Genomic DNA, 25,474 nt, shown 5'->3' on the forward strand with positions numbered 1-25,474 from the left:
CCGCATCTTCAAAAATCAGAGGGATCAAGTTGCAACATTATTTTGATTTTGCAACCGTTTCATTAGTCTGATAATAATCCGAGATATTTTTGATTTCATCCAGACTTAAGTTCCACATAAAATTAAGGAACTGCTGATAACTTTCACTTTGATTTTTAGGCTCTATTCTATCCAGATAACGGTTAAGATTGTAGTTTTTTCTGGCCTCATAAATTTTAGAAAAGCATTTTCCCAGCCAATCTTTATAATATTTTTCTTCCTCCCCATCCTGTAAAAACTGCATGGCTACATAAATTCCCAGTCCATAATCTTCAGAGTGAAAATAATTAGGGAGAATTTCCATTCTTGCCATTTTTTTCAAAGCAAGATAAGCATCTGATGGTTTTTCTGTGTCTGCAGAAGTATTCAGCTCAGGAAAAACTTTTTTAAGTCTCTCTATTCTATGAACCATTTCAGGATGCGAAGCCACAGAATCTTTGTTCAGCTTTTCTTTATAAAAGTTATAATTGTAAAGGGAAAAGTCTTCTTTCTTCATCCATTTCTCCTTAAAAGCCTGTTTGGGAAGGTCAAAAAGTTTTTTATAAGTCTCTATTTTAAGCTCTCTTGGGGAAATGGTATCGAATGTCTGAATTTTTTGCAGTCCGTTAACAAATTCGCTTTTCTTAAAATCACTGTTTTTAAAAATAACATACCCCAAAGAGTCTGCCTGCATTTCAAGCTGCCTCTTCTCTATACTCTTTTTATAAATTCTGTTTTTCAAAATATCAAATGCTTTTTCATTTCGTCCCTGACTGCGGCGGTCTGTTGTCTCTTTGATATTTTGTACCGTAGATTTATCTATTTTATTCTGCTCTACAATATTCAGTACAGATTTTAGCGTATGTTCTTCTATTTTATGTCCTAATTCGTGGGAGATGACACCAGCTAACTGAGCTTCATTATCCATCCAGTTGTATAGTCCCATATTAATCACAAAGGTTCCATCCGCAAGGCAATAAGCATTGGGAGTATTATCTTTGGCAATGAGAATTTTAAGATCACGGGAAACTTTTGGATTATTTTTTCTGAGACGCTCCACCAGAGATTTAATAACAATATCAAATTCCGACTTGAAGACAAAATCTTTATTTTTCACCTGGTTTTCAAACTCAGTACCGAATTCTTTATACATTTTAGACATTTCCGAACCTGTTCTCCCTGAATATTGCGCTCTCAGCCCTTTTATAAGGTTTTCATTATTGGTGGTAAAATTTTTCAAAAATTCTTTCCGCTGAAGGTAATCTGCGGTGTCTATTGCTTTATAGGTTTGGGAAATTCCTGCTACTGATAGCAGGAAGCACATCAATACAATAAGTTTTCTGGTCATGTTTTTCATCAATTAAACAAAAATAATGTATTTGATGATTCATTTTTATTTTTTCACCCAAATTATTTTAAATTTGTTAAAGACCGATTGACAAAAAATGAGAATACTAAAATACATGATAGGTGGAGCTGTAGCCGGAGCAGCGGCGGCTTACTTGTTTGGATACGATTATCTGCTCAGTGGAATTTCCAAAACCTACCTTAAAGGAAGATCAAGTGCCCATATTGATGATGGAAATCTGTTTCCCAGCAATCCTATTCCTACAGAATCACCAAAACGATGGGAAGAACATTCAGAATACAATAAAAAAGAATTACCGGAGATTTTAGTTGATGATTTAAAACACTCCAAAACAGCCTCTTTTGTAGTCATAAAGGATGGCAAAATTCTTCACGAACAATACTGGGAAGGTTATAATCAACTTTCGCAAACCAATTCTTTTTCCATGGCAAAAGCAGTTACCGTTATGCTTTTAGGAAAAGCTCTGGAGGAAGGGATTATCAATAATATAGATGAAAAGTTATCCGATTTTTATACAGAATTTAAAGAGAAAACTTTCGGTAATGATGTAACTCTTAAAAATCTGGCTCAGATGGAATCCGGTCTCGAGTGGGATGAAAATTACAATAATCCGTTTCTTCCCAATGCCAGGGCATACTATGGAAAGAGTCTTGTAAAGGCAGTCTTTTCAAGGAAGTTCAAAGAAAAACCGGGAACAAGGTTTGAATATCAGAGCGGAACAACACAACTTCTCGGTTTTGCCTTAAAAAAAGCATTGAAGAAGCCTCTGGCAAGCTATCTTTCTGAAAAATTCTGGATTCCAATGGGAATGGAACAGAGCGCAAAATGGAGCACAGATGATTACGGAATGGAAAAAACATATTGCTGTATCCACTCTAATACCAGGGATTTTGCCAAACTGGGACTTCTATTCCTGAATGATGGTAAAATTGGAAATCAGCAGATTCTCAATGCAGATTTTATTGAGCAGATGAGAACTCCGACAGAAAAATCTGAGAATATTTATGGAATGGGACTTTGGATTAATCATGACAACCCCATAAAACATTATTATTTCCTTGGACTTCAGGGGCAATATATTATTATGGTTCCGGAGCACAATATGGTAATTGTGAAAACCGGAAGCTATGCTAACAATCCTAAAAACGACAGAGGAAGACCGGATCAGGTGAAGTTCCTTGTTAATGAAACCGTACCGTTATTTTAATAAAAATATGGAAAAATACAGCCCAAAAATAGACAGTTATATTGAAAAGTCTCAGGATTTTGCTAAACCTATTCTTCATTATATCAGGGAAACCGTTCATGAATGCTGTCCTGATGCGGAAGAAACTATGAAATGGAGCTTTCCACATTTTATCTACAAGGGTAAAAACCTTTGTGCTATGGCTTCTTTCAAACAACACTGCACTTTCGGGTTCTGGTTGGAGAAAGAGATGAAAACCATGCAGGAAATAACTCAGGATATTGAAAAGAACTCTATGTTCAGTTTAGGTAAAATTACAAAGATTGAAGATCTTCCCTCGAAACCTCAGCTAAAAAAAGCAATCAAAGAAGCTATGGAGCTTACAGATATGGGAGTTACCATGAAGAAAGCAGCTCCTTCTAAAACAGAAGTGGAAATTCCTGATTATTTTCTATCAGCATTACAGGCACAGCCAGCAGCATTACATGTTTTTGAAAAAGCATCTCCATCCTTCAGAAAAGAATACATTACATGGATTACTGAGGCCAAAACCGAAGCTACCCGAAATAAAAGAATGGAGCAGGCTTTGGAATGGATTGCAGAAGGTAAGAGCCGGAACTGGAAGTACGAAAAAAAATAAGATTCTACACAAAAACTAAGTCCAGCCGGACATTCTTACCAAAATCTGCTTTATATCTAACAATAAAAGTATTTATATCCTGTTCGGCACATCTTCAAGTTGCCCTTCCCATTTGGAGACCGCCGAAGTGGCCAATGCATTTCCCAATACATTTGTCATACTTCTCCCCATATCACAAAAATGATCGATAGGAAGAATTAAAGCAATTCCTTCAGGAGGAATACCAAACATGGAGCAAGTTGCTACAATAATAACCAAAGAAGCTCTTGGAACTCCAGCAATTCCTTTTGAAGTAAGCATTAGGATCAAAAGCATGGTAATCTGCTGCCCAACCGTCATTTCAATTCCATAAATCTGTGCAATAAATATTGACGCAAATGTCATATACATCATACTACCATCCAGATTGAACGAATATCCTAAGGGTAAAATAAAAGAAACTACTCTGCTGTTGCAGCCAAATTTCTCAAGCTCTTCTACCAATTTTGGAAATACAGCTTCTGAACTTGTGGTAGAAAAAGCAATGAGCAGAGGTTCTTTAATTCTTTTTAAAAGGTCGAAAAGACGATTCCCCAAGATTAAATACCCTACTAACAAAAGAACAGCCCAAAGAACAGCTATAGCAAAGAAAAAGTCTCTTAAATAAACAGCATATACCTTAAAAATCTCAAATCCGTTTGTAGCAACCACAGCTGCAATAGCCCCCAGCACCCCAAGTGGGGCAAACCACATAATATAACCTACCATTTTAAGAACTCCATGGGCAATGATATCAAAAAGTTTAACTACCGGTTTTGAATATTCTTCTCCTAAATTAGCCAGTGCTATCCCAAACATAATGGAAAATACAACAATCTGAAGCACTTCATTAGTAACAAATGCTTCAAATAGACTTTTAGGAATCACGTGCTTTACAAAGTCTTCCATGGAAAAACTCTTACTGGTTTTCAGAAGGTCATCTGCTGCTGTAACTTCCTGAATGGGTAGTTTGGTTACATATCCGGGTTCCAGCCAGTTGACAAGTAATAGTCCTAAAAAAAGGGAAATCAGAGAAGCTGTAATAAACCAAAGCATTGCTTTTGTTCCCACTCTTCCAATCATTTTGATGTCGCTTATTTTGGCTATCCCCACTACAAGAGTGGTAAATACCAACGGTGCAATAATCATCTGTACCAATCTGATAAAAATGGTTCCAAGCAGTTTAATATTTTTCGAAAAAGGTTCTATACTTTCCGGGTATCTCAGATGAACCAATCCTCCGATTCCCACGCCTAGAATAAGTGCAATAATAATAGCAATAAAAAGTTTGTTTTGTCCTTTCATACATATAGTTTAATTTTTAAATATATGAAGAGGCAACTATCCCCGTTATGCTCTGTGCAGGCATTGCAAGACATTGACAAGTATTGATAAGCATCAACAGTCCGAAGTAGAAAAAGCCAGTTCTCATTCTAATCCAGACATTGTCTTTTAAAGCAAATATGATACTTTTTGATATCCTTCGACATCTTTCAATATCACTTTTACCTAAAACTATACAATAACTTCGCAGGAATTTTTAAACCAATGATTTATACTGAAAACATTAAAAAAAATATAGCTCAGGTTGATTGATTATCCATCCTAAAAACACATTAATGATAAAAAAAATACTTTTAAAGATCATAAGTTCTGTGATCTTTATCTCAACTGCTATTGAAATTTCAGGTCAAATTTCCCTAGCTATTCTTAAACCTGAAGATCAGAATGAACGGGAACTGTATATAAAAGGATTTATTCAGGCTGATTTTATGACAAGTTTCCAGAATATGAAATCAAAAGACGGATTCTCGGCCTACTCAATAGAAATCCCGCAGACAGATGCTATAAGCAGTAATTTTAGTGTAAGACAAACCACACTCGGAATAGGTTTTAAACAGAAGAATTCCAAAAATAATCAAACTCTATCCGTTTATACTGAAATAGACTTTGCCGGACCCAACAATACTATAGCTCCCAGATTCAGACATGGGTATATACAATGGAACAGATGGCTTGCAGGACAGGCATGGAGTAATTTTTCCGATATTGAAATTCTCCCTATGATTTTTGACTTCATGCCTCCTGACGGATTACTGCTTACAAGAAGAATACAGTTGCGCTATACTGCCCCGATTTCAAAAAAAGGAAACCTATCTTTCTCATTAGAAGATCCCAATACTCCAAGTATCAGAATACCGTCCGATTCATTAAACTGGAAAAAGCAGCCTATTATACCTACCTTCTCAGTTCTCTACCGATATGGAAATGAAAAAGAGTATATTAAAGCAGGAGCTGTTATTTCTCCGATGAGTTATCAAATGAAATATACACTTCAGGATGAATATAAAACCAAAACTATTGTAGGATGGGGAGCCATGATCTCTGGAAAACTTCGTGCAGATGCAAAAAATATTTTTAGCCTTCAAACTTCTTTTGGAAAAGGCTTTTCAACCTACAACACCAATTTAAGGGAAGAAAATTATGATGCAATTCCTAATTTTCAAAACAAAAATATACTGGAAACATTAAACCTTTTCAATATAGTTGGAGCCTATGAACATTGGTGGGCACCCCGATGGAACTCTACTCTTTTTTTCAGTTACTCGAATATTGGTTATCAGAACTTTATTCCAAAAGACATGACTAAAAGCTTTCATAATATTTCGGGAAATATTATTTTTCACCCTTATAAAAAGATGCGATTGGGGATAGAAGCCAATTATGGACAAAAACAAAACTTTGGAAATGAAAAGGCCAAAGGTTGGCGAATTCAGACTTCAGCAAAGGTCTATTTCTAAATTATAATATTAATATTTTGAGGACTATTTCTATTTAGTGGAACCTAAAATTAGCTTCAGGCAATGTATTATTTTTGAGGAAGGCTTCATATTCAGGAGATAGCTGAGCACGGCCAAAAGTATTTTCACCGCTCATGCTTCCAAGGCGGACTTTATCTTTCCCGAACTTTTTGTTCATCGCATCCATAGCCTTCATCACCGGGAGATGTTGGTTTTGTGTATCTTCTTCAAAAAGACTGATCTGTCTCTGATCTTCGGGAACAAAATCATTTACCATCACTCCTGCTCTTTTGTAGTGAAAACCATCTCTGTAAACCGCTTCAAAGAGTTCATTTACCACTCTTCCAATCAATATGGATGAATTGGTTGGATTGGAAAGAATTTGGGTCATAGCATTTCTATATTCAGGAAGATCTTTTCTGAATCGGTTAGTCTGCACAAAAACCGTTATCATTTTACAACAGGTATTCTGCCGGCGCAACCTTTCTGAACAGTACATTCCAAAGGTTTCTACCCGCTCCCGGACCGCTTCTTTATCGGTAAGCATTTCCATAAAGCTCCGGGTAACTGCAATGGATTTTTTTGGAGAAGGTGCATCCAACTCCAGCTGACGAATTCCTTTCAACTCATTAATCATCCTCACTCCATGAATTCCCATTATTTTTCTAACCCACATTTCAGGTTTCTGAAGAAGATCCCAGGCTTTATAAACACCACTGTCATTCATTTTGGCGGCTAACTTTCTTCCTATTCCCCAAACATCTCCTATGTTCAGCCATTTCAGGGCCTTTTCTATTTTTTCAGGAGTATCCATAATATAAACTCCATTAAATTGCTCCGGAAAATCTTTTACAATTCTATTAGCTACTTTACATAGGGTCTTACTGGGTGCAATACCAATACTTACAGGGATATTTTCTTTTTCCTGAATCTCGGTTTTGATTTTAGAACAGTATTCGTGGATATCAATGTATTTAAAACCTGTTAAATCGAGAAATAATTCATCAATGCTGTAAATCTCATAATCCACAACAAAAGAGCGGGCTATATTGATGACCTGCTGACTCTTATAATTATAGAGCTCAAATTTTGCAGAAAAGCTTTTTACATCATGCTCTTTAAAAAGATCTCTGTATTTAAACGCAGGAGCAGCCATAGGGATTCCCAAATCTTTTGCTTCCTTGCTTCGGGACACAACACAGCCGTCGTTGTTGGAAAGAACCACAACGGGCTTGCCTTCAAGATCAGGATCCAGAGTCCTTTCACACGAAACAAAAAAGTTATTACAATCTACCAGCGCATACATGACGATCATGAATTATCTACACAAAATTATCATTTTTCAAGAATAAAATCATTCTTTATTCAGGAATTAACATCACATTTAACACACTGAAAAACAAATAAATATTATTTTTAAATACGACATGTTTTGTCGCATTAGGGATATAGCTTTGTTTTCAAAAACAATTTCTGAACTTCTCTTCAAATTCGCTTATTTTTAATTAAAACACGTCAGTTTTTGTCGCTTCCCACTCCTACTTTTGTTTCAAACGATAAAGATTTATGGATAAAGTAACATTAGAAAGAATTCAGAAACTTCACCCATTGGTAAGAGATGAAGTGAAGCAAATTATTAAGGAATGTGATGAAGCACTCACTGGTAGAGCCAAGATAAGAATCACCCAGGGATTGAGATCTTTTGAGGAACAGGAAAAGCTTTACGCAATTGGAAGAATAACGTCCGGAAAAAAGGTAACGAATGCGAAAGCAGGCCAGAGTATTCATAATTATGGTCTTGCTGTAGACATGTGCCTGATGATTGACGGAAAGACAGCCAGTTGGGACACTGTAAAAGACTGGGATAATGATAAGGTAGCCGATTGGTATGAATGTGTGAAAATTTTCGCAAAACATGGCTGGGACTGGGGTGGAAACTGGAAAACGTTTAAAGACCTTCCCCACTTTGAAAAAAAGACAATTCCATCGAAGAAAGGACATGTAAAAACCACGTGGAGAACGCTTTTAAAAATGCCCAGAGATCAGCAGAATTATGTTGTTTTTTAATTCTCTTTTATTGGAAAATAAATAAAACACGTCAAGTTCTGTCGCTTCCCCGCCCTACCTTTGTTTTATAAGAAAGCTACTAAAAACAACAAGATCCTAACATTGAATTCAACCATTTGCTTCAACAAAATCATCAATTCTACAGGATCATACTGTAACGTATTCTTAAAAAAAACAATTAACAAAATAACATGAAAAAGACAACCATTCTTTCTTTGGACGGGGGCGGAATAAGAGGAATTATAACCTGTATTATTCTGCGCTACATAGAAGAACAGCTCCAGTATTATGATAAACCGAGTGCTAAGCTTGGAGATTATTTTGATCTGGTGGCAGGCAGCAGCACTGGCGGGCTGATTGCCTCTATTATTCTATGTCCCGATGAAGTCCGTAAAGCAAAGTATTCTATCCAGAAAGGATTGGAACTGTATGCTGAAAAGGGCGGTGACATCTTCCAGGTTTCCTTTTGGGAAAAACTGGTTAATCCATTTGGATTGTTGAATGAAAGGATTTCTCAGGAAGCACTTGAGAAAAATCTGAATGACTTTTTTGGAAATTTAGAATTAAAAGAGCTAATAAAACCTTGTTTAATAACAAGTTATGATATAGAAAACAGAAGAGCAAAACTTTTCAATTCATGTGAAGCCCATCTCAGTACGGATAATTTCTATGTAAAAGATGTCTGCAGAGCTACTTCAGCAGCACCTACCTATTTCAGCCCGGTACAGATCAAATCTATGTATGGACAAATCTTCAGCCTGATTGACGGCGGTATGTTTGCCAATAATCCTGCTCTTTGTGCTTATGCTGAAGCCAGAAAAATTCCTTTTGCAGAGGTTTTAAAAAATCATCAGAAAGCCAATCATCCTGGAGTAAACGATATGATTATGATATCTATCGGAACAGGAATTGAAGCCAGACCTTATTCATTTAAAAAACTGGAAAAGGCTGGAAAAATTGGCTGGGTAAGCCCCATCATCGATATTTTAATGTCTGCTAACGCAGAAACCGTAGATTATCAGCTTTCTCAAATGTTCCAGACCTTAGGACTGAGAAATCAGAAAAATTATTACCGTCTGAATCCATCATTGAAAAATGCTTCTCCTGCAATGGATAATGTAAGACGTTCTAATATTGAAAATCTGATACAAGCCGGACTAAGCTATATTGATGATAACCGGGAAGTTCTAAATCAGATTGTCCAAAAGCTCATCAGAAACAAAATATAAGCTTAAAAGCTTATATTAAACCCAAATAAGCTTTTAAGCTTATATTAAAATTCTCACCGAATTAAAACGCTTGCTCTGTCAGTTTATAATATTCATCAAAAATTAAATAAAAATGAAAATAAATTATAACACGACAAGTTTTGACGCCCTAGTCAACTATATTTGAATAAACAAAATAACCAAGGAAACCAAAGCTAAATAAGCTTATTCCAAACTTACATTACCCCTATTATTTTTAATAATAATCTTCAGTTCATCAAATACTGAACAGGGTATCTATTGCTCCATATTGAATATTAGTCTGCTAGCACTACTATATATTATTAACCAATTAATAACCTTAACAATTTTAGAATTATGGCAAATTTAGTACAAGAATTAAACAGTTTAGATTTCAGTGTTTACATCGGAGGGCCTATGCAGGCAGCTATCAAGGCTCAGCATGATGCATCCATGTCACAAGTAAATTTCATTAAAGAAGTAGGCTTTGAAGAAGGGGCTCCGGAAGGAGGAGCTAAAAAGCTTAAGTATGTGGATTTTATCTATACAAAATCTGTTCCCAGCACAGCTGAAAACAATGATAGCGTAGTAAAATCAGAAGTAAAATTAAGTGTCCCATTGCTTTGTATGCTGTCAATTCCTTCTTTAAGAATTGATGAAATGACTATTGATTTTAACGCCAAACTTAATTCTGTGGAAACTCAGAATATTGCTAGCGAATTCCAGGGAAGTGCTTCTCTCAGCGCTAAGTTCTGGAAAGTTAAATTCAATGCTTCAGCTTCTTATAAGAAAACCAACTCAAGTACTTCGACTACGGAGAAAACTTATACGTTGGGCGTACATGTAAAAGCTGTAAATGACGAATTACCGGCAGGTCTTTCAAAAATTATGGATATGTTAGAAGATGCTATTGTTGCTTCTGCAGCACCGGTAACTCCTACTCCTTAATTATTTTCAGGATGGCTGCTCCGGCAGCCATCCTTTTAAAAATCATTATCAATTTAAAAAAAACTTATCATGCCAAAATTGAATGAATATTTAGGAGGTATTGTCTCTGAAATTTCCACAGCCAGAAAAATGACAGACTTACAGACTGTACAAATAGCTAAAGAATATGCTAAAGATGATTTATTGAAACATTTTTCCATTCCAAGAATGAAAGTGGGAACGGTAGACCTTACTATTCCTTTTGCTATAGCAGGAAGTCCCCCTATCTTGCCTTTCAGAGACTTTTCTTATGAAGAAATTACCAAAGTAGCCGCAGCAGATTATAATCCTTCTGATACAAAAAATGATCAGAATTTAAGAAATTTCCTAGCCAATCAGGAGCTTAGTTATAATGATTATATAACGAAGATCAAGGCTGAAAAAACACCTACCCTCACCGATACTCAAATGCAGTATTTTGACCCTATTTCAAAGTATATAGTAGAATACTGCCGTTCTCTTCCCAATTTTACATGGAAGAATACAGATCCCCAGTTTTTACAACAAAGCCTTTTCAACAGAATTGTTTTGGAAGCCAGAAGAGTTATTGAAAAGTTAGATAACCGGGAGATTATTGTAGAGGCAAACAAATTGATGCAACTGGATACCAAATGCCTGATTTTCGCTAAAATGAGTGTAAGCGAAGCAGGAATGGAGTGGTCGAGATACGAAGATATCAATGGAAATATTATAGAAACACTTATCCCTGAATAATATAATGAAAAAGTCACAGTTTATTTTAGTTTCCCAGTTAAAGGATCAGTTGCTGGAGTTTCCAGGTATTGTTTCTTCTTTAGAGAAAAAAGATCCTTTTTTGTTGAGAGAATGCTTTCATGGCTGAAATCTGTAGAGAATATTCTTTCTACGAACACCATTAGTGAAGTTTCAGAAATAGCAGGTTTCAGAAGTAAGATTCTGGCAGGTAAAATCAGTGATGATAGAAGCTTTAATGCTAAAAAAAACCAGCTCAAGGTTACCGCAAATCTTCTTCACGATGCACAAAACTGTGTGCTTAATGTATTACTGCCTCATGAAACAAAAATGAATGAATGCAGAGATATCACCAAACAAATACTGGCTTTAGCAGCGCAAACAACAAGTTCGCTTTATACTTCAGAAATAACATTTGAAGATTTTGTACAGAAAGTCTGGTCACATATCCTTTCCGATAATGATTTAAAATTAGGAGGCATCAAACTCAAATCAATGCTTTCTGAGATGGACATCATAATGCTTATTGCTGATGAAATAGATATTAAAGATTTTTCTTAAAACTAAAATAACTCAAAATTCTTTTGAGTTATTTTTTTACACGTCAAGTTTTGTCGCCTTGCCCCACTATCTTTGGAGTATCAAAAAAGACACAGAACAACCATCAACAAAAACTTAAAAACGCCTTTGAATTCAACATTCACTTATGCTGAACAGCCAAAAATATGTTCAAAAAATAACCAACAACCCATCACAACACCCAATATGGAAACACCCAATCACAATACAGATATACTCTTCGATGAAGATCTCTACACCGTGGAATGGAGTGACATCGAAAATGCTGAGATAGACTATGAAAACTATCTTAATGACATTGAAAATTTCTTCAGAGAAGATTTTGAAGAAGGCATTCTTGAAGAAGATGTCTTTTAAGTAAAAATTTAAAACACGACAAGTTCTGACGCTGTCCATCATTATCTTTGAAATCTCTATAATACGCGCACAGCAGTCTCATTAAACATTCTCAACACCTTTGAATTCACCATTCACAAAATGTTGGACAGCCAGAGCTATGTCTGAAAATATAAATCACGTGGAAATTCGGTTTGCGACCACTAAAAACAAAGCCAGGCTCTGAAGCGGTCCTAAGCTTCAATTATTAACCAAATCACAATTTTTTATGAAAACAAAAGAAGAACTAAAACTCTATTTCGAAAATGGAGATATTCCAAAACAGGAAAATTTTTGGGAATGGCAGGATTCGTACTGGCATAAGAGTGAAAAACTGGACAAAGGCTTACTGAACTTACCTGCTTACGAAGAATTTGTTTATTCTCTTACAGATAAAACAGACGTTATCGGTTTAGGAAAAAGAATTATTTTTCCTGAGGGAATTAAAGTGATTAGTGGATTGGGGTTTGCCTTTCAGCCAGCTTCCAAAAATTATATTTCGCATGTTACTTTTCCTAATTCTTTAGAGAAGATCAAATCGAGCGCATTCGCTTTACAGTACTTGACCGGATCTTTAAAAATACCCGGATCTTGCAAAACTATAGAAAACAATGCCTTTTCTAGCAGTAGTATTAATCTATCAGAATTAATCTTAGAAGAGGGCATACAAATAATTGGAACTGGAGCATTTCAGTTTGGCGGCAGTAAAGATTTGAAATACCTCTACATCCCAGATTCTGTAAATTCTGTAGGAGAAAACGCATTTGCCATTCCTTCACTACAAACTGTTTCTGTTCCTATGAATTTTAAAACAGACAATCTTGGCATTCCTTCAACAGCTTTTATTGTTCAAAGATTTCCTGAAAGATAATTACATCATCAATAAACAATATGAAAACAAAAGAACAACTAAAACTCTATTTTGAAAATGGAGATATCCCAAAACAGGAAGATTTTTGGGCATGGCAGGACTCATACTGGCATAAAGAGGAGAAAATCGATATAACTAAAATTGAAGGTCTTGAAAACGGAATTCCAAGCGTCAATAATATTTATGCAAAAATAGATGCTGAAGGAAATGCGTCTTTCGCTCACCTGTTAGTAAAAAGAGTAACCATTGAACCTGGAACATTATATATTCCTGATCGCTTTATGCAAAATTACTATATGCATGAAATAAATTTTGCCAATAGTGTTGTCCGTATAGGAATAGAAGCTTTCAATAACAATTCTTTTAAATCAGTAACTCTTCCCGAGCAGCTTAAAATTATTAATGAACGGGCATTTAGTGGTAATGAGCTAACATCATTAATCATTCCTAATGGGGTAACAGACATTAAAGAATCTGCCTTCCAGTATAACAGGCTTACCTCGCTATACATTCCGGCTTCAGTATCGAAAATTGGACCTAAAGCATTCAATAACAATCCGAATTTAAGCATGGTAAAATTGGAACAGCACACTCAGTATTATCCCGATTCATTTGATCCTAAAACAACAGTATCAGGCGGAACGCTGATTAGCGAAATGTAAACCAAATCAAAAAAAATGAAAACAAAACAAGAATTAAAACTCTATTTTGAAAATGGAGATATTCCAAAACAGGAAGATTTTTGGGAATGGCAGGATTCATACTGGCATAAAGAGGAGAAAATTTCACAGGCTTCTATTGATAGTATTGAGAAAACAATTCCATTCTTTTTAGGCAATGATTTACTTGGCTCTGCCATTGAACTTACAATTCCCACAAAAACAAAAAAAATTCTCAATTCAGCATTTCCATTTGCAGGTGGACCTCATCAGATCATAAAAGTCACTTTTAATGAAGGACTTGAAGAAATAGCAGGATCCGCTTTTATAGGGCAAAATATTAAAAGTATTAAACTACCCTCAACTTTAAAAGTTATTGAATATGGTGCTTTTTCCTCGCAGGGTAATAATCTTAATGGTAATGATTCACTAGAAGAAATTATACTCAATAATGGCTTAACAACTATTGCTGAGATGGCTTTCTATTGTCCTAATGCAAAAGTTATTAAAGACCTCTACATTCCAGGCTCTGTAAAATCTGTAGGAGAAAATGCCTTTAATATTCCTTCATTACAAAGTGTTTCGGCTCCGGAAGGATTAGATCTTAGTAAAGCAGGGATACCCAAAACAGCTAACATCTTATACTACAAAAATTTATAAAACATGAAAACAAAACAAGAATTAAAACAATATTTCGAAAACGGAGATATTCCCAAACAGGAAGAATTTTGGGAGTGGCAGGAGTCTTACTGGCATAAAGATGAAAAGATTCCATCAGACAAATTAGCCTATGATTTTTCTCAAAAAGCAGATCTTGTAAACGGAGTGGTTCCCGCTTCACAGCTGCCAAGTTATGTAGATGATGTTTTAGAGTTTGACTCTCTTTCCAATCTCCCTCAGCAAGGTGAATCCGGAAAAATTTACATCACTAAAGATTCAAACAAAATCTATAGATGGACAGGTGCAAGGTATATTGATATCACACAGGGAGAACTTGGCACTCTGCAATCTGTTACAGATAGAGGAAACGAAACTACAAAATCGATCAAAGTACAGGGAATAAGCTATGGCGGATCCTCTAGTTTGAACAACATCATGATCGGGCAGGAAACCAATGATATGACCAGCCAGGCAAATTATACAATTTCAATTGGTAAAGACACCAATCCTCTTGGTAATGATCATGTTGTAATTGGCCATAACTCTTTCGTTACTGATAATGGAAGCCAGGGAAATACTGTTGTTGGAAACTTCAGTATGCAAAACGGACTTTATTCTAATGAAAACACAGTACTGGGATATTCTGCTTTCGGAAGCGCTAAAGGTGCATCAAGAAATACTGTCTTGGGAGCCTTTGCAGGATATGGAGGAGGAGACAACAAATATCAGAACATTCTGATTGGAAGCAGAGCCGGAATAAACCTTGGACCTGATTCCAGCAATAATGTGATCATTGGAAGTAATTCTGACTTTGGTGACACTCAATTACTAGACAGTCTATATATTCATAACGTTAGTGCTCGTGGCCCGGTAGAGTTTTCCCAAGCATTGATCTCCGGAAACTTTGTAAACAAGTATATAAATATAGATGGTAAATTTTCAATCACCCCGAATAAGATTCCAGCAGCAGATACAAGTTTTACTAAAAATATCGTTGCAAGACCTGATGGAACATTCGGGTGGGAAGACAAAGCCGGTTCCGAATATATTCCATTAGCAGGTACTGCACCTACTAAGCCTGTAACAGGAGATATCGTTATCAAAGACATTAATAACAATAGCTTTACCAGGCTATCTAAAGGAAGTGTTTTCTGTTCTGATAATGCTAAAAACGGGACTCTTGTCGGTTATTCTTCAGTTACGTTCCTTGAACAGTTTGCAGGTCCGGTAGCAGAGATATCCAAAGGAGGAATTATTACAGCAGAACCTACCTATGTAATTACCTGTGGTGGAGCTGAGGTAAGAGGTCTTTCAGGAGCATCTGATTATACTTACAATGTAAAGGATCTTGATTATATCCAGAAAAAATATGCAGATAAACAACATTCCTATACAAAAGAGGAAGTAAAAACCGGCGGTTTATGGATTGATAATAAACCGATCTATAGAAAAACAGTTGTCTTCACTCAGATTCCGGATGAAGGAATCATTAGAATAGACAAGATTTTTGAAGATATGGAAATGATTGTCTCCAATCTGATGTTTACAGAATGGTATGATATGAAAGCAGACTTTTCAGGCAATCAATTAAGAGGTGAAGCTTTCATCTCACTACAAAAAGAGTATGTACAGTTTCAGCTTAAGAATAATCCTAATTATAATTATTCTGCAATTAATTCTTTCACACTAACCCTTGAATACACTAAAAAAAATGACCTTCCTGTGGTATAATATCACAGAAAATACACAACAAAACAATCCAAAAACAAAATATTAAAAAATGGCAACAAACGACACAAAAAATAATGCATCACAAACTCTGTTCAGATTTGTAAGTTTAAGAAATCCTCAATTAACAGAGACTAAGACAAAAAACTTAGGTTTCATTCACAGACCTTCAACTTTATCAAGCTCTTTCGATGCAGTAATCAACCCAGGAGATACAGCTCTTTTAAAATTCCAAGCATTAGAACGTGCTGCAAAATCATTCAATACTACAGGTTATGAAAGCGAAAACCAGATTGAAGCAGGAAGTCTTTCTGAAGCTCTTAAAATTGGTAGAAAAATTGCAAAAAAAGAAGTCCTTTCTGTAGTTGATGAAAATACAGCCAAAAATCTGTCGAATAGCAGCGCAATTCAAAGCAAAATGGGACAGGTATGGGACAATTTGATCTATCAAACTGTAACCCAAAAGAACTTTTATGTAAAAGAAGCTTTAATTCACATTTTAAAAGCAATCCATTACGGATATGTTGCTGATCTTCCGTCAACACCGGAATTAGTAAAAATTAATGGTGAGGACTTAAAAGCTAAGGCTCTTGAAGCAAGAGTGGTGCTCCCTATGAAGTTCTTCGGAGACGGTTATGAAGGAGAAGGTCCAACTTCAAATCCTACCGGAAATGCATTCCAGGTAAATGTTTCCCCAATTGCAGATGGTGTAATCAATGGTACTCCCCTTCCTGTAACTGTTCAGGAGCAATTAAAAGCAGAAGGAAAAAAAATCACAGAGCTTTCTGCTCTTACTCATGAAAAAGATGGACTGAGCCAGCTAAAAGCAGAATTGGAGCCTATTCAAAAGTCTTATTATAAACTTCGTACAAAAGCTCATGAGACTGCTTATGATCAATACAAATCCCTTTATCAGAAAGAGATTGACAGATATGAAACTCAGCTTGAGAAAATTGAATCCAGGATCAAAGAAGGAATGACAGAAGAGGAAATTGCTGCTTTGTATTCTGAATTAGGAGAGCTGAAAGTTCCTCCATTCCAATTTACGTATAAGAATGAAATCAATTTTCATGATTTCAAGGCAAAGCTTTCTTTAGATTCGTTAAAGCTATTGGTAAATGTTTTTACTGAGCTCAGCAGCGGAACCAAGCCTGAGGGAGGGTACGATTTTTCAACGATTGATATTATTTCAGACAGAGATCTTAAGGTAGGAAATGCCGTTGTATCAGTAACAGATGAGTATGATACTTATGCTGAAGTATATGAAAAACTAGATCAGGAAATTTCGGTAAAATCACAAACCTTATTAGAGAAATCACCAGCCAGTCAGGAAGTATACGCTAACGTCGGAGGATTCCTTGTACCAGTCGTTGACTCAAATGCTCTTTCTTCAAGAGTCATTCTTTCAAGATCCTATTATTTGCAGGCAAGCTATACCCCTGAATACTCTAGAATGCCAGGTATTGTTACATTCTATTATCAGGCTGAAAGCAATGCATGGGGATTAGCATCGGCAAAAATAACCGCATCTACGGATTTTGGAACGTTTGATGAAAGTTTCTCTAATATCGCTGTTAATGACAATAAGGTCACTCTACCGTCTTTCCTTATCAACAAATTTGGAAAAATCATCAGAACACTGGAAATCAGGATCTATTTTAATAACGGAAAAGAAACCGTTCTTAAGCTTTCAAATATAGAAATCAATCAACCATATACGGGAATTTTATATACGGAAGAAACAGGAACCGAGCCGGAAAATCCAGGTAGCAGTGCTCAGGCTCCTAGTCCTGGAACCTTTATTCCTAAACATTTCGGAGTAAAAAGATTGGGAATTGCAGATTATCTGAAGGTAGAGCAAAGTGTACATGCTTATGTTCCCGGAGAAGTTTCCAATATTGAGAATGTCATGGCAAGTGAGCTGCGTCACAAATCTTCTGTAGCAAGAGATTACTCTGAAGTTATTGACACGACCTCCGAATCGGTTGAAACTGAAAAGATATCTGATACTTCTAAAGCAGAAAGAAACGAAATGCAAAGCGAAGTTGCCAGAGAGCTTGACAGACAGCAAACAATCACGGCAAGTACCAATTTTAGCTTCAATAAAGGCTATAAGCTTGAGATTTCAGCAGGTTATGCCAACAATACGGCACAACATGACAGTAATAGACAGGCTGTAGCCAAATCTCAGGAAATTACGGAACGTGCTATGGAACGTGTCCTTACAAAAATCAATAAGGAACGTGTTCAGAAAATCATCAAAGAGTTTACAGAAACCAATGTTCATGAATTTGACAACAGAGGAAAAATTGGCAGCAATGTACCTCCTCAACATATCACCGGAGTGTACAGGTGGGTAGATAAAAAGATGAAGAATCAGATTTACAACTATGGAAAAAGAACCATGTTTGAGTTTATGATTCCTGAACCTGCAAAATTACACCGATTGGCATTTGCTGTCAATAGATCCAATCAGTTGATTGCTCCAGTTGATCCAAGAAAAGCTCCAGCTCCTAAAACAATGGCAGACGCCAGATCTGCTACTGCAGATTTACTGAAACATTGGGCTGAAATATATGGTGTAAAATTAACGGATCTGCCTAAAGAAGATGCAGAAGTATATCAGGAGATTATTGGAAGACCCAATGCTACAGGATCTTTTGGTGCAGTAGGAACTCCTATCAACATTCCGCAGAATTATGCAGCCAAAAACATGAAGCTCGGATATTATATGAGAAGAAACTCTTCATGGCATAACAGTAACTTCTACACCAGTGATGGAAGAGGCGGAGAAAGAGACCTTAGCTTCGGAGGAAAAATCAATCAGTCAACCGTATGGGAAGGCGGACTGAACCTCACAGGTTCTTTCAACTTCTTATACAGAGGAAGAAATATTGAAGATGTAAACCTTAATGTAACCCTGTACTGTAAACTTTCTGACGATTATATCCTTGGCTGGAAACAGGAAAACTTTGAAGCAATTATCAAAGCCTACGAAGCAGCTTATGCTGATTTCCTTGCGAAACAAAAAGAATTTGAAGAAAAAGCTAAAGAGGAAGAAGAAAAGAACAAAGAAAACAAAGAGAAGCTGGGTAACTTCTACCGTGATATGGAAAATGTGATCTTAAAGCATAACTGTATTGCTTATTTATTACAGGATTATATGGCTTTAGGAAAAGGCTTTACAAATGGAGCTAAGCAGATGAAGGACTTCAGTATCATCTTAAGTGAAGATCTTGAACAATATGCATCTCTTGCCAAATTCATGGAACAGGCATTTGAATGGAGTATTATGGATTATACCTTCTATCCTTATTATTGGGCCAACCGTGATGAATGGCAAACCATGTATCTTTCTGAAAGCTCTGATCCATTATTCAGAAACTTCCTGCAGGCAGGTATGGCCAGAGTGATTGTTACAGTAAAGCCAGGCTTTGAAGATGCTGTACAATTCTTTATGTGTACCGGAAAAATCTGGAATGGCGGTGAAGTACCTGTAATCGGAGATCCATTGTACCTGTCAATCGTAGATGAACTGAGACAACCAACAGGAATTCCACAAGGTAAATTTTGGATTACAAGAATCCCAACTACTTTAACCATTCTACAGGCTGAATCTGTAGGATTGGACGTTGATCAACCTTTACCAATCTTCCCGGAAACCGATCTGGATAATTGTGAAAATCCGAAGGAACTGGAGACAAAAAGCTCCTTCAAACCAATAAGTTCCCAATTACAACCAGCACCAGGAGTAATAAGTACTTTACCAAAAGATTAATCTTAGGATCCTTGTGATACTAAATATCACAAGGATCTTATATACTGAAATAAATAAAATTTTAAAATAATGAAAAGTAAGGTAATGGCATTAAGACTGCCTAAGAATAAACCCACTGAAATAACTAACTCATTAATAGAAAGTAAGAGTAAAAAATATATTTTAAATGGATATTGGGTAACAAGAAACATTTCTTTTGGTGAAAAAGCAAAATTCAGATTCCTATTAAGTGATGAAGTAAGAATGAATAGTTGGGTTACTGTTACCCCTATAAGAGTTCGAAATAATTTTCTCGATGAAGTATTTCCTTCCGAAGAAATAAGAGTTACCAATAGAACAATGGAAGTTGACTTTATAATGACAGAAGATTTAATAGATTATTTAGATTTAGAAGATATTCGAGAAAATAAAGGCTTAAAATTTTATTGTAAAGTATCTTATTTAGATGATAGCTATGAATTTGAAGAAAATAATCCGTTAGAAATAAAATTCAAACCGAATTATTGTAGTGGTGCTACCGAATATTTAAATGAGGATAATTTCCCCTATAAAAGCAAAGTATTCTTAAAAGTAACGGAGATTTCTAAATTGGTAAAATATTTTGCCGGAAAATATAATATCCCAGAAGTTGCTATTGCTGGTGCCATTGCTGATGAATATAATGCTGTAATAAAGCCAGGGAGAAATATAATTGATTTTTTTCAAGATGGAATAGTAAGCTTAGAGCCGGATTTATTCATTGAAATCACTAAAAATATAATTCTAGAAAATGAAACACTAACTAAGTTATTTAATCCTACCATGAACGATTTAGGCATTGGAAATATAAAATTGGATAATGCAAAAAAATATATGATTTAATGCCTACTGAATTTAATAATATCAACTGGGATTATACAGATTTAGTATCTTATTTAAACACCAATTTAGGGTGTGTTCATTTTGCTGCATTAACAATTAAAATTGCACAAGCCCTTTTCGGTAAGCATATAGCTAATCATTCTGATTGTGCAAAAGAAGCTGTATTAGTCACTTTTTACAAACAAGGCCCAAAATATTACAATAAGTTTCATAAAAGACTTCAAGACAACCCTAATGCGAGTATCGTCCCTGGAGAAGGAAGTAGGGTTGCTATGCAAAGAAGCAGAATAATAAAAGCATTAAATAATCAACAATAAAAATTTGCTATCTTTGAAAAAAAACAATGGGAGTAATATTATATGTGCTAATTATATTTACCGTTTCTAATTTGTATTTTTTTATTCTATAAAAAAAGAAATAATATCAGAAACATTTTGATACTTTTCATGGTATTATTTATTATTTCTGTAAGTATAAATTTTATTGAAAATAATAAATTCTCCGAAAATGATTTTCCGTTATTAACTCTCATTTATCCGATTTCATCATTAATTTTATTTGCCATACATTATCTAATCATTAAATTTAGTTTTGTAAAAGATTATAAATCTTACATTTTAACTTTCTCACTAGCTTCATTTCTTATTTTGGCAATATATGGGTACACTCTGGCTGCAGTATTTGACTGATACAGTTAAATGAGAAAAATAATCTAAGGTCGCTTGTATAAAGCGACCTTTTTATATATCTGCTAGGTATTATTATAGAAAAAAATAGTTAAAATTTAAAGTTCAACATCACAAAATTTATCAACAAAAAATTAAAACACGACACGTTTTGTCGCATTAAGCCCATATATTTGTGGTACAAAATTTTACCATGAAGAAAGATTTTTATCTGACAAGATATGCCTTAATTATAAAAAGATTAGAAAGTTCTCCAGCTACCTATTCTCAGCTGGAGGACTATCTTTTAAACTCTTTTGAATTCCAGGATGCAGGGATCAAAAGTTACTCTATTCGTACCTTGCAGAGAGATATCCGTGAGATATCCGATCTTTTCAACCTTTCCATTCATAATAAGAAAAAAGGAGACAACCGATACTATATCGAAAGCCGCCCAATTATGGAAGTGGATGAATACAACCAAAAACTACTGGAATCTTTCCAGGTAAGCAATGCTCTGAATCTTCATCCTGATTTTTCAAACTTCATTTTCTTTGAAAGCCGCAAACCAACCGGTATAGAACATTTTTATGATCTATTCTTTGCCATCCGTAATAAAAGAGTGGTAAGCTTTGAGCATTACAATTATAAAAACAAGCTGATGACTTCCAGAAAGGTTCATCCTTTGGCCCTGAAAGAATCCAAAGACAGATGGTACCTTATCGCAATTGATACCAAGGATAAGGTTTTAAAATCATTTGGATTGGACAGAATCAACTATCTGGATGTGGCAAAGAACCAATACAGAGAGAAATATAAATACAACTTCAGAGAGCACTTTAAAAATGCATTCGGAGTGATGAATCTGGCAGAACAGAAACCACAGAATATTGTATTAAAATGCAGCCGTCATCAGGGAGAGTATATCCGAAGTTTTCCGCTTCACCAATCTCAAAAAGAAACAAAAGAAACTCCAGAAGAAATCTATTTTGAGTTTTTTCTCCACCCTACTTATGACTTCATGCAGGAAATATTATCCTATGGAAAAGAAGTAACTGTTCTGGAACCGAAAGGTTTAGTTGATGACATTCGTAACCATCTTCAGGAATCTCTAAACCGCTATCTTGAAAGTTAACAGATTATGAAACAATCTCATATTTTTTAGCTATATTTACATAAATACACGCTATTGAGAACTTTATTCATCTGCATCTTCTGTATAATTTCTTCATCCTGCTTATCTCAGCAGAAAGAGGAATTCCGACTGGTGAAAAACTATTACAACCAGCACAGAGGTATGTTGAATAATGAATTCAAGAAAAAGTTTGAAGCCGAATCCAATATTTTTAAAAAAAACTTGATTAAAGGAGATTTTCTCTTTTTCATGAAGAAAATGGACAGTATTGAAAATACAGCCTTAATTGGGGCTCTGTTGAAAGTAAGAAATATTGAAGATCTTCAGACTTTAAAAACTGCTACAGGAAGCTCTCAGGATTTTAATGATAAATCTGTGAATATAGAAAAAATTGCTGATTATCCTGGCGGTATCAACACTCTGAGACAGGAAGTTGCTGACCTTCTGTATGTAGATGGCGTTAACTCCGATGCTAAAACAGTAAAAACAGATGTTGTCTTTATTGTGGAAAAAGATGGAAGCATCAGTAATGTTCACGCCCAGGGAGATAATTTCACATTTAACAGACAGGCTGAAATTGCCTTATACTCTATTTCTGAAAAATTCTCCCCCGCTGTAGTCAAAGGAGATCCGACAAGGTTCCGCTTCAGGATTCCTTTAACGTTAACAATGACTGATTAAATTAGATGTTTACTGACGAATATTACATGAAAATGGCCTTGCAGGAAGCAGAGGCTGCTTTAGAACAGGATGAGGTACCTATTGGATGTGTGGTAGTTTCCAACAATCGTGTTATTGCAAGAGCCCACAACCTCACCGAAACCTTAAATGACGTAACAGCTCATGCAGAAATGCAGGCTATAACTGCCGCTGCTAATTTTTTAGGAGGCAAATATTTAAAAGACTGTACACTTTATGTCACTATGGAACCATGTGTTATGTGCTCAGGAGCCCTCTCGTGGTCACAGATTTCCAGAGTAGTCATTGGTGCCCGCGACGAACAGAGAGGTTTTATTAACAAGCACCTTTCATTACACCCGAAAACAGAAATGATTACAGGTATTATGGAAAATGAATGCTCTACTATTGTTAAAGACTTTTTCAAAAGCAAAAGATAATTTTTTGTTTTATCCCTACATATTGAATAAATAAAATACAAGTAATTCAATAATTATTTATATTTGATATTCATTTAAACTAAAACCATATGAAAAAGTTAACAAGAAAAGAAACAGCCAAAATTAATGGCGGGATCGCACCGGGACAATGTTTTTATATTGACCCTAACACAGGTAAGAGAACATTGGGATGCCAGGTAGAACCTATTCCAGACTGCTGTGGAGGATGGATTTATCCACTTCCCGGACATACATGCCAATCATGTAATCCAGTAATAGAGCTTTAAAGACTATTAAACTAATTCCATGTACAATTAAATTAAACAGCATGAAAAAATTAACAAGAAAAGAAACAGTCAAAATTAATGGTGGTATCCGCCCTGACCAGTGTTTTTATATTGACAGCAATGGTGCAAGAAAGATCGGATGCAGAAATATGCCTTTTCAGCAGGAGGATGGAACATGGCTCTATCCTTTGATCGAATGTGAGGCGTGTGGTGGAGGCCTCTAAGAAACCTATTTAACAATAATAAAAAATCAGAGAACATAATGTTCTCTGATTTTGTTTTTATAAGGTTGTATTCCAATTAATCTTTAAAAATAGAATACATGACAAGATCAAAATATTCATCATCATGTTTTACATGCTGCTTCAATAGTGCTTCCTGTTCCATCCCAATTTTTTCCATAATTTTCCCGGAAGCAGGATTGTGAAGGAGATGAGTAGCATAAATTTTGTTGAGATCCAGTTCTTTAAACCCAAAATTCACAATCGCTTTAGCAGCTTCAGTCACATACCCTTTATTCCAGTAAGGAATTCCTATCCAGTATCCTAATTCTGCTTTATCATCATCTCTGTCATGAAGTCCGATAGCTCCAATAAGCTGTTCTTCCTTATTGCGGATTCCAAATGTAAAGCCGGTCTTATGATCAAAAGCTTCTTTGGACATTTTCAACCAGAATTTAGCATCATTTTCCGTGTAAGGATAAGGAATATTGGAAGTAAGATCCGAAAATATTCTATGTTGAAGAAACTCAACGATAAAAGGAATATCCTGCTCTTCCAATTGGGAGAGAATCAATCTTTCTGTTTCTAATTTTGGAAACTCTTTTAAGTCTTTCATCTTGTTCATGGTTATATTGAAGCTTACGTTAGAATTGAGTACAAAAGCTCCTGATTGTATTTATAAATCTTTTCCAAGGAAATAAAGACCTTTCAAGGTATGCAGTCTGTCCATCACATGGATTTTATCCGTTAAAGGTTTATATACATGAGAAACACCTCCTGTAGCCACAACAAAGCAGTCATCATTCACCTCATCATTGATACGGTTAATAAAACCTTCTACCATTCCCAGAAAACCATATACCATTCCGCTCTGCATGCAGGTTACTGTATCTAATCCCAGCACTGATTTTGGCTTTTTCAGCTCAATTTCAGGAAGCTGAGCAGTGTGACTGATTAAAGAGTTTAAAGAAGTTACAATCCCCGGAGCAATAATAACTCCCATTGTTTCCCCTGTTTCCGCAACACAGCTTGCCGTGAGGGCAGTTCCGAAATCAATAACAATCTTTTTCCTGTTGGGATAAAGATTATGAGCAGCAACAAGATTGGCATAAATATCTGTTCCCATCTGCTTTGACTTCGCCTGTACACCGGACGGAGTAGCACGGTCAACAATTACCGGAGTAATCCCATGGATCTTCTTAATTCCAGAACTCATTACTTTGGTAAGCTGAGGTACTACGGATCCTATGATTACTTTCTGTATTTCTTTTGGTTCTACTTTATAAGTCTGATAAAGCATCAGCATCTGTACATAAAGCTCGTCTGCCGTTCTATAAGGCTTTGTATTGATTACCCATGAAATATCACAATTATCCCCATTAAAAAGGCCGAATCTGATATTACTGTTCCCTATGTTAATTACAATTGAATTCATTTATATTTAAACAGGCTATGATTTGAAAAAATTTGAGTCCCAAATTTATAAAAAAATAAAAGGAGTACTTACAAAT

26 protein-coding genes are annotated in these 25,474 nt (G+C 35.5%); 21 read left to right on the forward strand and 5 right to left on the reverse strand.

Annotated features, from left to right (window positions below):
- Nucleotides 1-37: 37 nt before the first annotated feature.
- On the reverse strand, nt 38-1,366 hold the full coding sequence (locus tag BOQ64_RS09790) for a M48 family metalloprotease (protein ID WP_228448295.1): 1,329 nt from the start codon (nt 1,364-1,366) through the stop codon (nt 38-40).
- A gap of 97 nt (nt 1,367-1,463) precedes the next feature.
- Between BOQ64_RS09790 and BOQ64_RS09795 the strand changes: the two genes are divergently transcribed.
- Together BOQ64_RS09795 and BOQ64_RS09800 are read left to right on the forward strand one after the other, a co-directional pair.
- A complete protein-coding gene (locus BOQ64_RS09795) occupies nt 1,464-2,594 on the forward strand; it encodes a serine hydrolase domain-containing protein (RefSeq protein ID WP_129057920.1) in 1,131 nt (376 codons plus the stop codon).
- A gap of 7 nt (nt 2,595-2,601) precedes the next feature.
- The gene (locus tag BOQ64_RS09800) at nt 2,602-3,213 is read left to right on the forward strand and encodes a YdeI/OmpD-associated family protein (protein ID WP_129057921.1); all 612 of its coding nucleotides are present in this window, start codon (nt 2,602-2,604) and stop codon (nt 3,211-3,213) included.
- Between the two features lie 72 nt (nt 3,214-3,285).
- Here BOQ64_RS09800 and BOQ64_RS09805 read toward each other — a convergent pair whose 3' ends face one another.
- Nucleotides 3,286-4,536 carry a dicarboxylate/amino acid:cation symporter gene (locus tag BOQ64_RS09805; protein WP_129057922.1) on the reverse strand — a complete coding sequence of 417 codons (1,251 nt, stop codon included), beginning with the start codon at nt 4,534-4,536 and terminating at the stop codon, nt 3,286-3,288.
- A gap of 314 nt (nt 4,537-4,850) precedes the next feature.
- Here BOQ64_RS09805 and BOQ64_RS09810 point away from each other — a divergent pair, with 314 nt between their 5' ends.
- Nucleotides 4,851-6,032: a DcaP family trimeric outer membrane transporter gene (locus BOQ64_RS09810; protein WP_129059701.1), complete on the forward strand. Its 1,182-nt coding sequence runs from the start codon at nt 4,851-4,853 to the stop codon at nt 6,030-6,032.
- 34 nt (nt 6,033-6,066) lie between these two features.
- Here BOQ64_RS09810 and BOQ64_RS09815 read toward each other — a convergent pair whose 3' ends face one another.
- Nucleotides 6,067-7,347: a Y-family DNA polymerase gene (locus tag BOQ64_RS09815; protein ID WP_228448296.1), complete on the reverse strand. Its 1,281-nt coding sequence runs from the start codon at nt 7,345-7,347 to the stop codon at nt 6,067-6,069.
- 251 nt (nt 7,348-7,598) lie between these two features.
- Between BOQ64_RS09815 and BOQ64_RS09820 the strand changes: the two genes are divergently transcribed.
- The 18 genes from BOQ64_RS09820 (at nt 7,599) to BOQ64_RS09905 (ending at nt 23,966) form a co-directional block, all read left to right on the forward strand.
- On the forward strand, nt 7,599-8,099 hold the full coding sequence (locus BOQ64_RS09820) for a M15 family metallopeptidase (protein ID WP_129057924.1): 501 nt from the start codon (nt 7,599-7,601) through the stop codon (nt 8,097-8,099).
- A 191-nt stretch (nt 8,100-8,290) separates the two neighbouring features.
- Nucleotides 8,291-9,328 carry a patatin-like phospholipase family protein gene (locus tag BOQ64_RS09825; RefSeq protein WP_129057925.1) on the forward strand — a complete coding sequence of 346 codons (1,038 nt, stop codon included), beginning with the start codon at nt 8,291-8,293 and terminating at the stop codon, nt 9,326-9,328.
- Between the two features lie 357 nt (nt 9,329-9,685).
- Nucleotides 9,686-10,276: a DUF2589 domain-containing protein gene (locus BOQ64_RS09830; protein ID WP_129057926.1), complete on the forward strand. Its 591-nt coding sequence runs from the start codon at nt 9,686-9,688 to the stop codon at nt 10,274-10,276.
- A 69-nt stretch (nt 10,277-10,345) separates the two neighbouring features.
- A complete protein-coding gene (locus tag BOQ64_RS09835; RefSeq protein ID WP_129057927.1) occupies nt 10,346-11,029 on the forward strand; it encodes a hypothetical protein in 684 nt (227 codons plus the stop codon).
- 111 nt (nt 11,030-11,140) lie between these two features.
- Nucleotides 11,141-11,587 (forward strand): hypothetical protein, encoded by a 447-nt coding sequence (locus BOQ64_RS09840; protein ID WP_129057928.1) that lies wholly within the window; start codon nt 11,141-11,143, stop codon nt 11,585-11,587.
- Between the two features lie 126 nt (nt 11,588-11,713).
- Nucleotides 11,714-11,962, forward strand: coding sequence for a hypothetical protein (locus tag BOQ64_RS09845; protein ID WP_129057929.1), 249 nt, complete (start codon nt 11,714-11,716; stop codon nt 11,960-11,962).
- A gap of 247 nt (nt 11,963-12,209) precedes the next feature.
- Entirely contained in the window at nt 12,210-12,851 is a 642-nt protein-coding gene (locus BOQ64_RS09850; RefSeq protein ID WP_129058078.1) for a leucine-rich repeat domain-containing protein, read from the forward strand.
- Between the two features lie 20 nt (nt 12,852-12,871).
- Nucleotides 12,872-13,513, forward strand: coding sequence for a leucine-rich repeat domain-containing protein (locus BOQ64_RS09855; RefSeq protein ID WP_129057930.1), 642 nt, complete (start codon nt 12,872-12,874; stop codon nt 13,511-13,513).
- Between the two features lie 15 nt (nt 13,514-13,528).
- The gene (locus tag BOQ64_RS09860) at nt 13,529-14,170 is read left to right on the forward strand and encodes a leucine-rich repeat domain-containing protein (protein ID WP_129057931.1); all 642 of its coding nucleotides are present in this window, start codon (nt 13,529-13,531) and stop codon (nt 14,168-14,170) included.
- 3 nt (nt 14,171-14,173) lie between these two features.
- On the forward strand, nt 14,174-15,901 hold the full coding sequence (locus BOQ64_RS09865) for a hypothetical protein (RefSeq protein WP_129057932.1): 1,728 nt from the start codon (nt 14,174-14,176) through the stop codon (nt 15,899-15,901).
- 49 nt (nt 15,902-15,950) lie between these two features.
- Nucleotides 15,951-19,676 carry a hypothetical protein gene (locus tag BOQ64_RS09870; protein WP_129057933.1) on the forward strand — a complete coding sequence of 1,242 codons (3,726 nt, stop codon included), beginning with the start codon at nt 15,951-15,953 and terminating at the stop codon, nt 19,674-19,676.
- Nucleotides 19,677-19,745: 69 nt separating this feature from the next.
- Nucleotides 19,746-20,537: a hypothetical protein gene (locus BOQ64_RS09875; protein ID WP_129059702.1), complete on the forward strand. Its 792-nt coding sequence runs from the start codon at nt 19,746-19,748 to the stop codon at nt 20,535-20,537.
- Nucleotides 20,537-20,854: a hypothetical protein gene (locus BOQ64_RS09880; RefSeq protein ID WP_129057935.1), complete on the forward strand. Its 318-nt coding sequence runs from the start codon at nt 20,537-20,539 to the stop codon at nt 20,852-20,854. The genes BOQ64_RS09875 and BOQ64_RS09880 overlap by 1 nt, the downstream gene beginning before the upstream one ends.
- 562 nt (nt 20,855-21,416) lie before the next feature.
- The gene (locus BOQ64_RS09885) at nt 21,417-22,337 is read left to right on the forward strand and encodes a helix-turn-helix transcriptional regulator (RefSeq protein ID WP_129057936.1); all 921 of its coding nucleotides are present in this window, start codon (nt 21,417-21,419) and stop codon (nt 22,335-22,337) included.
- Between the two features lie 54 nt (nt 22,338-22,391).
- On the forward strand, nt 22,392-23,018 hold the full coding sequence (locus BOQ64_RS09890; protein WP_228448297.1) for a hypothetical protein: 627 nt from the start codon (nt 22,392-22,394) through the stop codon (nt 23,016-23,018).
- A gap of 5 nt (nt 23,019-23,023) precedes the next feature.
- Nucleotides 23,024-23,455 carry a nucleoside deaminase gene (locus BOQ64_RS09895; RefSeq protein ID WP_129057937.1) on the forward strand — a complete coding sequence of 144 codons (432 nt, stop codon included), beginning with the start codon at nt 23,024-23,026 and terminating at the stop codon, nt 23,453-23,455.
- 89 nt (nt 23,456-23,544) lie between these two features.
- Nucleotides 23,545-23,742 carry a hypothetical protein gene (locus BOQ64_RS09900; RefSeq protein WP_089735062.1) on the forward strand — a complete coding sequence of 66 codons (198 nt, stop codon included), beginning with the start codon at nt 23,545-23,547 and terminating at the stop codon, nt 23,740-23,742.
- Nucleotides 23,743-23,783: 41 nt separating this feature from the next.
- Entirely contained in the window at nt 23,784-23,966 is a 183-nt protein-coding gene (locus tag BOQ64_RS09905; RefSeq protein WP_129057938.1) for a hypothetical protein, read from the forward strand.
- Between the two features lie 76 nt (nt 23,967-24,042).
- Here the strand turns inward: BOQ64_RS09905 and BOQ64_RS09910 are convergent, their stop codons facing one another.
- Nucleotides 24,043-24,579 carry a GNAT family N-acetyltransferase gene (locus tag BOQ64_RS09910; RefSeq protein WP_129057939.1) on the reverse strand — a complete coding sequence of 179 codons (537 nt, stop codon included), beginning with the start codon at nt 24,577-24,579 and terminating at the stop codon, nt 24,043-24,045.
- A 60-nt stretch (nt 24,580-24,639) separates the two neighbouring features.
- Nucleotides 24,640-25,398, reverse strand: a complete 759-nt coding sequence (locus BOQ64_RS09915) for a type III pantothenate kinase (protein WP_129057940.1) — start codon at nt 25,396-25,398, stop codon at nt 24,640-24,642.
- Nucleotides 25,399-25,474 lie beyond the last annotated feature (76 nt).

This window comes from Chryseobacterium sp. CH25 (genome assembly GCF_004119455.1).
Lineage (GTDB): Bacteria > Bacteroidota > Bacteroidia > Flavobacteriales > Weeksellaceae > Chryseobacterium.

Excerpts from the sequence above, each read along its gene's own strand:
- BOQ64_RS09870 (WP_129057933.1), top strand. The coding sequence starts at position 15,951 with ATGGCAACAAACGACACAAAAAATAATGCATCACAAACTCTGTTCAGA.
- BOQ64_RS09885 (WP_129057936.1), top strand. The coding sequence starts at position 21,417 with ATGAAGAAAGATTTTTATCTGACAAGATATGCCTTAATTATAAAAAGA.
- BOQ64_RS09900 (WP_089735062.1), top strand. The coding sequence starts at position 23,545 with ATGAAAAAGTTAACAAGAAAAGAAACAGCCAAAATTAATGGCGGGATC.
- BOQ64_RS09895 (WP_129057937.1), top strand. The coding sequence starts at position 23,024 with ATGTTTACTGACGAATATTACATGAAAATGGCCTTGCAGGAAGCAGAG.
- BOQ64_RS09905 (WP_129057938.1), top strand. The coding sequence starts at position 23,784 with ATGAAAAAATTAACAAGAAAAGAAACAGTCAAAATTAATGGTGGTATC.
- BOQ64_RS09815 (WP_228448296.1), bottom strand. The coding sequence starts at position 7,347 with ATGATCGTCATGTATGCGCTGGTAGATTGTAATAACTTTTTTGTTTCG.
- BOQ64_RS09855 (WP_129057930.1), top strand. The coding sequence starts at position 12,872 with ATGAAAACAAAAGAACAACTAAAACTCTATTTTGAAAATGGAGATATC.
- BOQ64_RS09795 (WP_129057920.1), top strand. The coding sequence starts at position 1,464 with ATGAGAATACTAAAATACATGATAGGTGGAGCTGTAGCCGGAGCAGCG.
- BOQ64_RS09825 (WP_129057925.1), top strand. The coding sequence starts at position 8,291 with ATGAAAAAGACAACCATTCTTTCTTTGGACGGGGGCGGAATAAGAGGA.
- BOQ64_RS09875 (WP_129059702.1), top strand. The coding sequence starts at position 19,746 with ATGAAAAGTAAGGTAATGGCATTAAGACTGCCTAAGAATAAACCCACT.
- BOQ64_RS09850 (WP_129058078.1), top strand. The coding sequence starts at position 12,210 with ATGAAAACAAAAGAAGAACTAAAACTCTATTTCGAAAATGGAGATATT.
- BOQ64_RS09840 (WP_129057928.1), top strand. The coding sequence starts at position 11,141 with ATGCTTTCATGGCTGAAATCTGTAGAGAATATTCTTTCTACGAACACC.
- BOQ64_RS09910 (WP_129057939.1), bottom strand. The coding sequence starts at position 24,579 with ATGAAAGACTTAAAAGAGTTTCCAAAATTAGAAACAGAAAGATTGATT.
- BOQ64_RS09810 (WP_129059701.1), top strand. The coding sequence starts at position 4,851 with ATGATAAAAAAAATACTTTTAAAGATCATAAGTTCTGTGATCTTTATC.
- BOQ64_RS09820 (WP_129057924.1), top strand. The coding sequence starts at position 7,599 with ATGGATAAAGTAACATTAGAAAGAATTCAGAAACTTCACCCATTGGTA.
- BOQ64_RS09800 (WP_129057921.1), top strand. The coding sequence starts at position 2,602 with ATGGAAAAATACAGCCCAAAAATAGACAGTTATATTGAAAAGTCTCAG.
- BOQ64_RS09830 (WP_129057926.1), top strand. The coding sequence starts at position 9,686 with ATGGCAAATTTAGTACAAGAATTAAACAGTTTAGATTTCAGTGTTTAC.
- BOQ64_RS09865 (WP_129057932.1), top strand. The coding sequence starts at position 14,174 with ATGAAAACAAAACAAGAATTAAAACAATATTTCGAAAACGGAGATATT.
- BOQ64_RS09835 (WP_129057927.1), top strand. The coding sequence starts at position 10,346 with ATGCCAAAATTGAATGAATATTTAGGAGGTATTGTCTCTGAAATTTCC.
- BOQ64_RS09880 (WP_129057935.1), top strand. The coding sequence starts at position 20,537 with ATGCCTACTGAATTTAATAATATCAACTGGGATTATACAGATTTAGTA.
- BOQ64_RS09915 (WP_129057940.1), bottom strand. The coding sequence starts at position 25,398 with ATGAATTCAATTGTAATTAACATAGGGAACAGTAATATCAGATTCGGC.
- BOQ64_RS09790 (WP_228448295.1), bottom strand. The coding sequence starts at position 1,366 with ATGACCAGAAAACTTATTGTATTGATGTGCTTCCTGCTATCAGTAGCA.
- BOQ64_RS09860 (WP_129057931.1), top strand. The coding sequence starts at position 13,529 with ATGAAAACAAAACAAGAATTAAAACTCTATTTTGAAAATGGAGATATT.
- BOQ64_RS09805 (WP_129057922.1), bottom strand. The coding sequence starts at position 4,536 with ATGAAAGGACAAAACAAACTTTTTATTGCTATTATTATTGCACTTATT.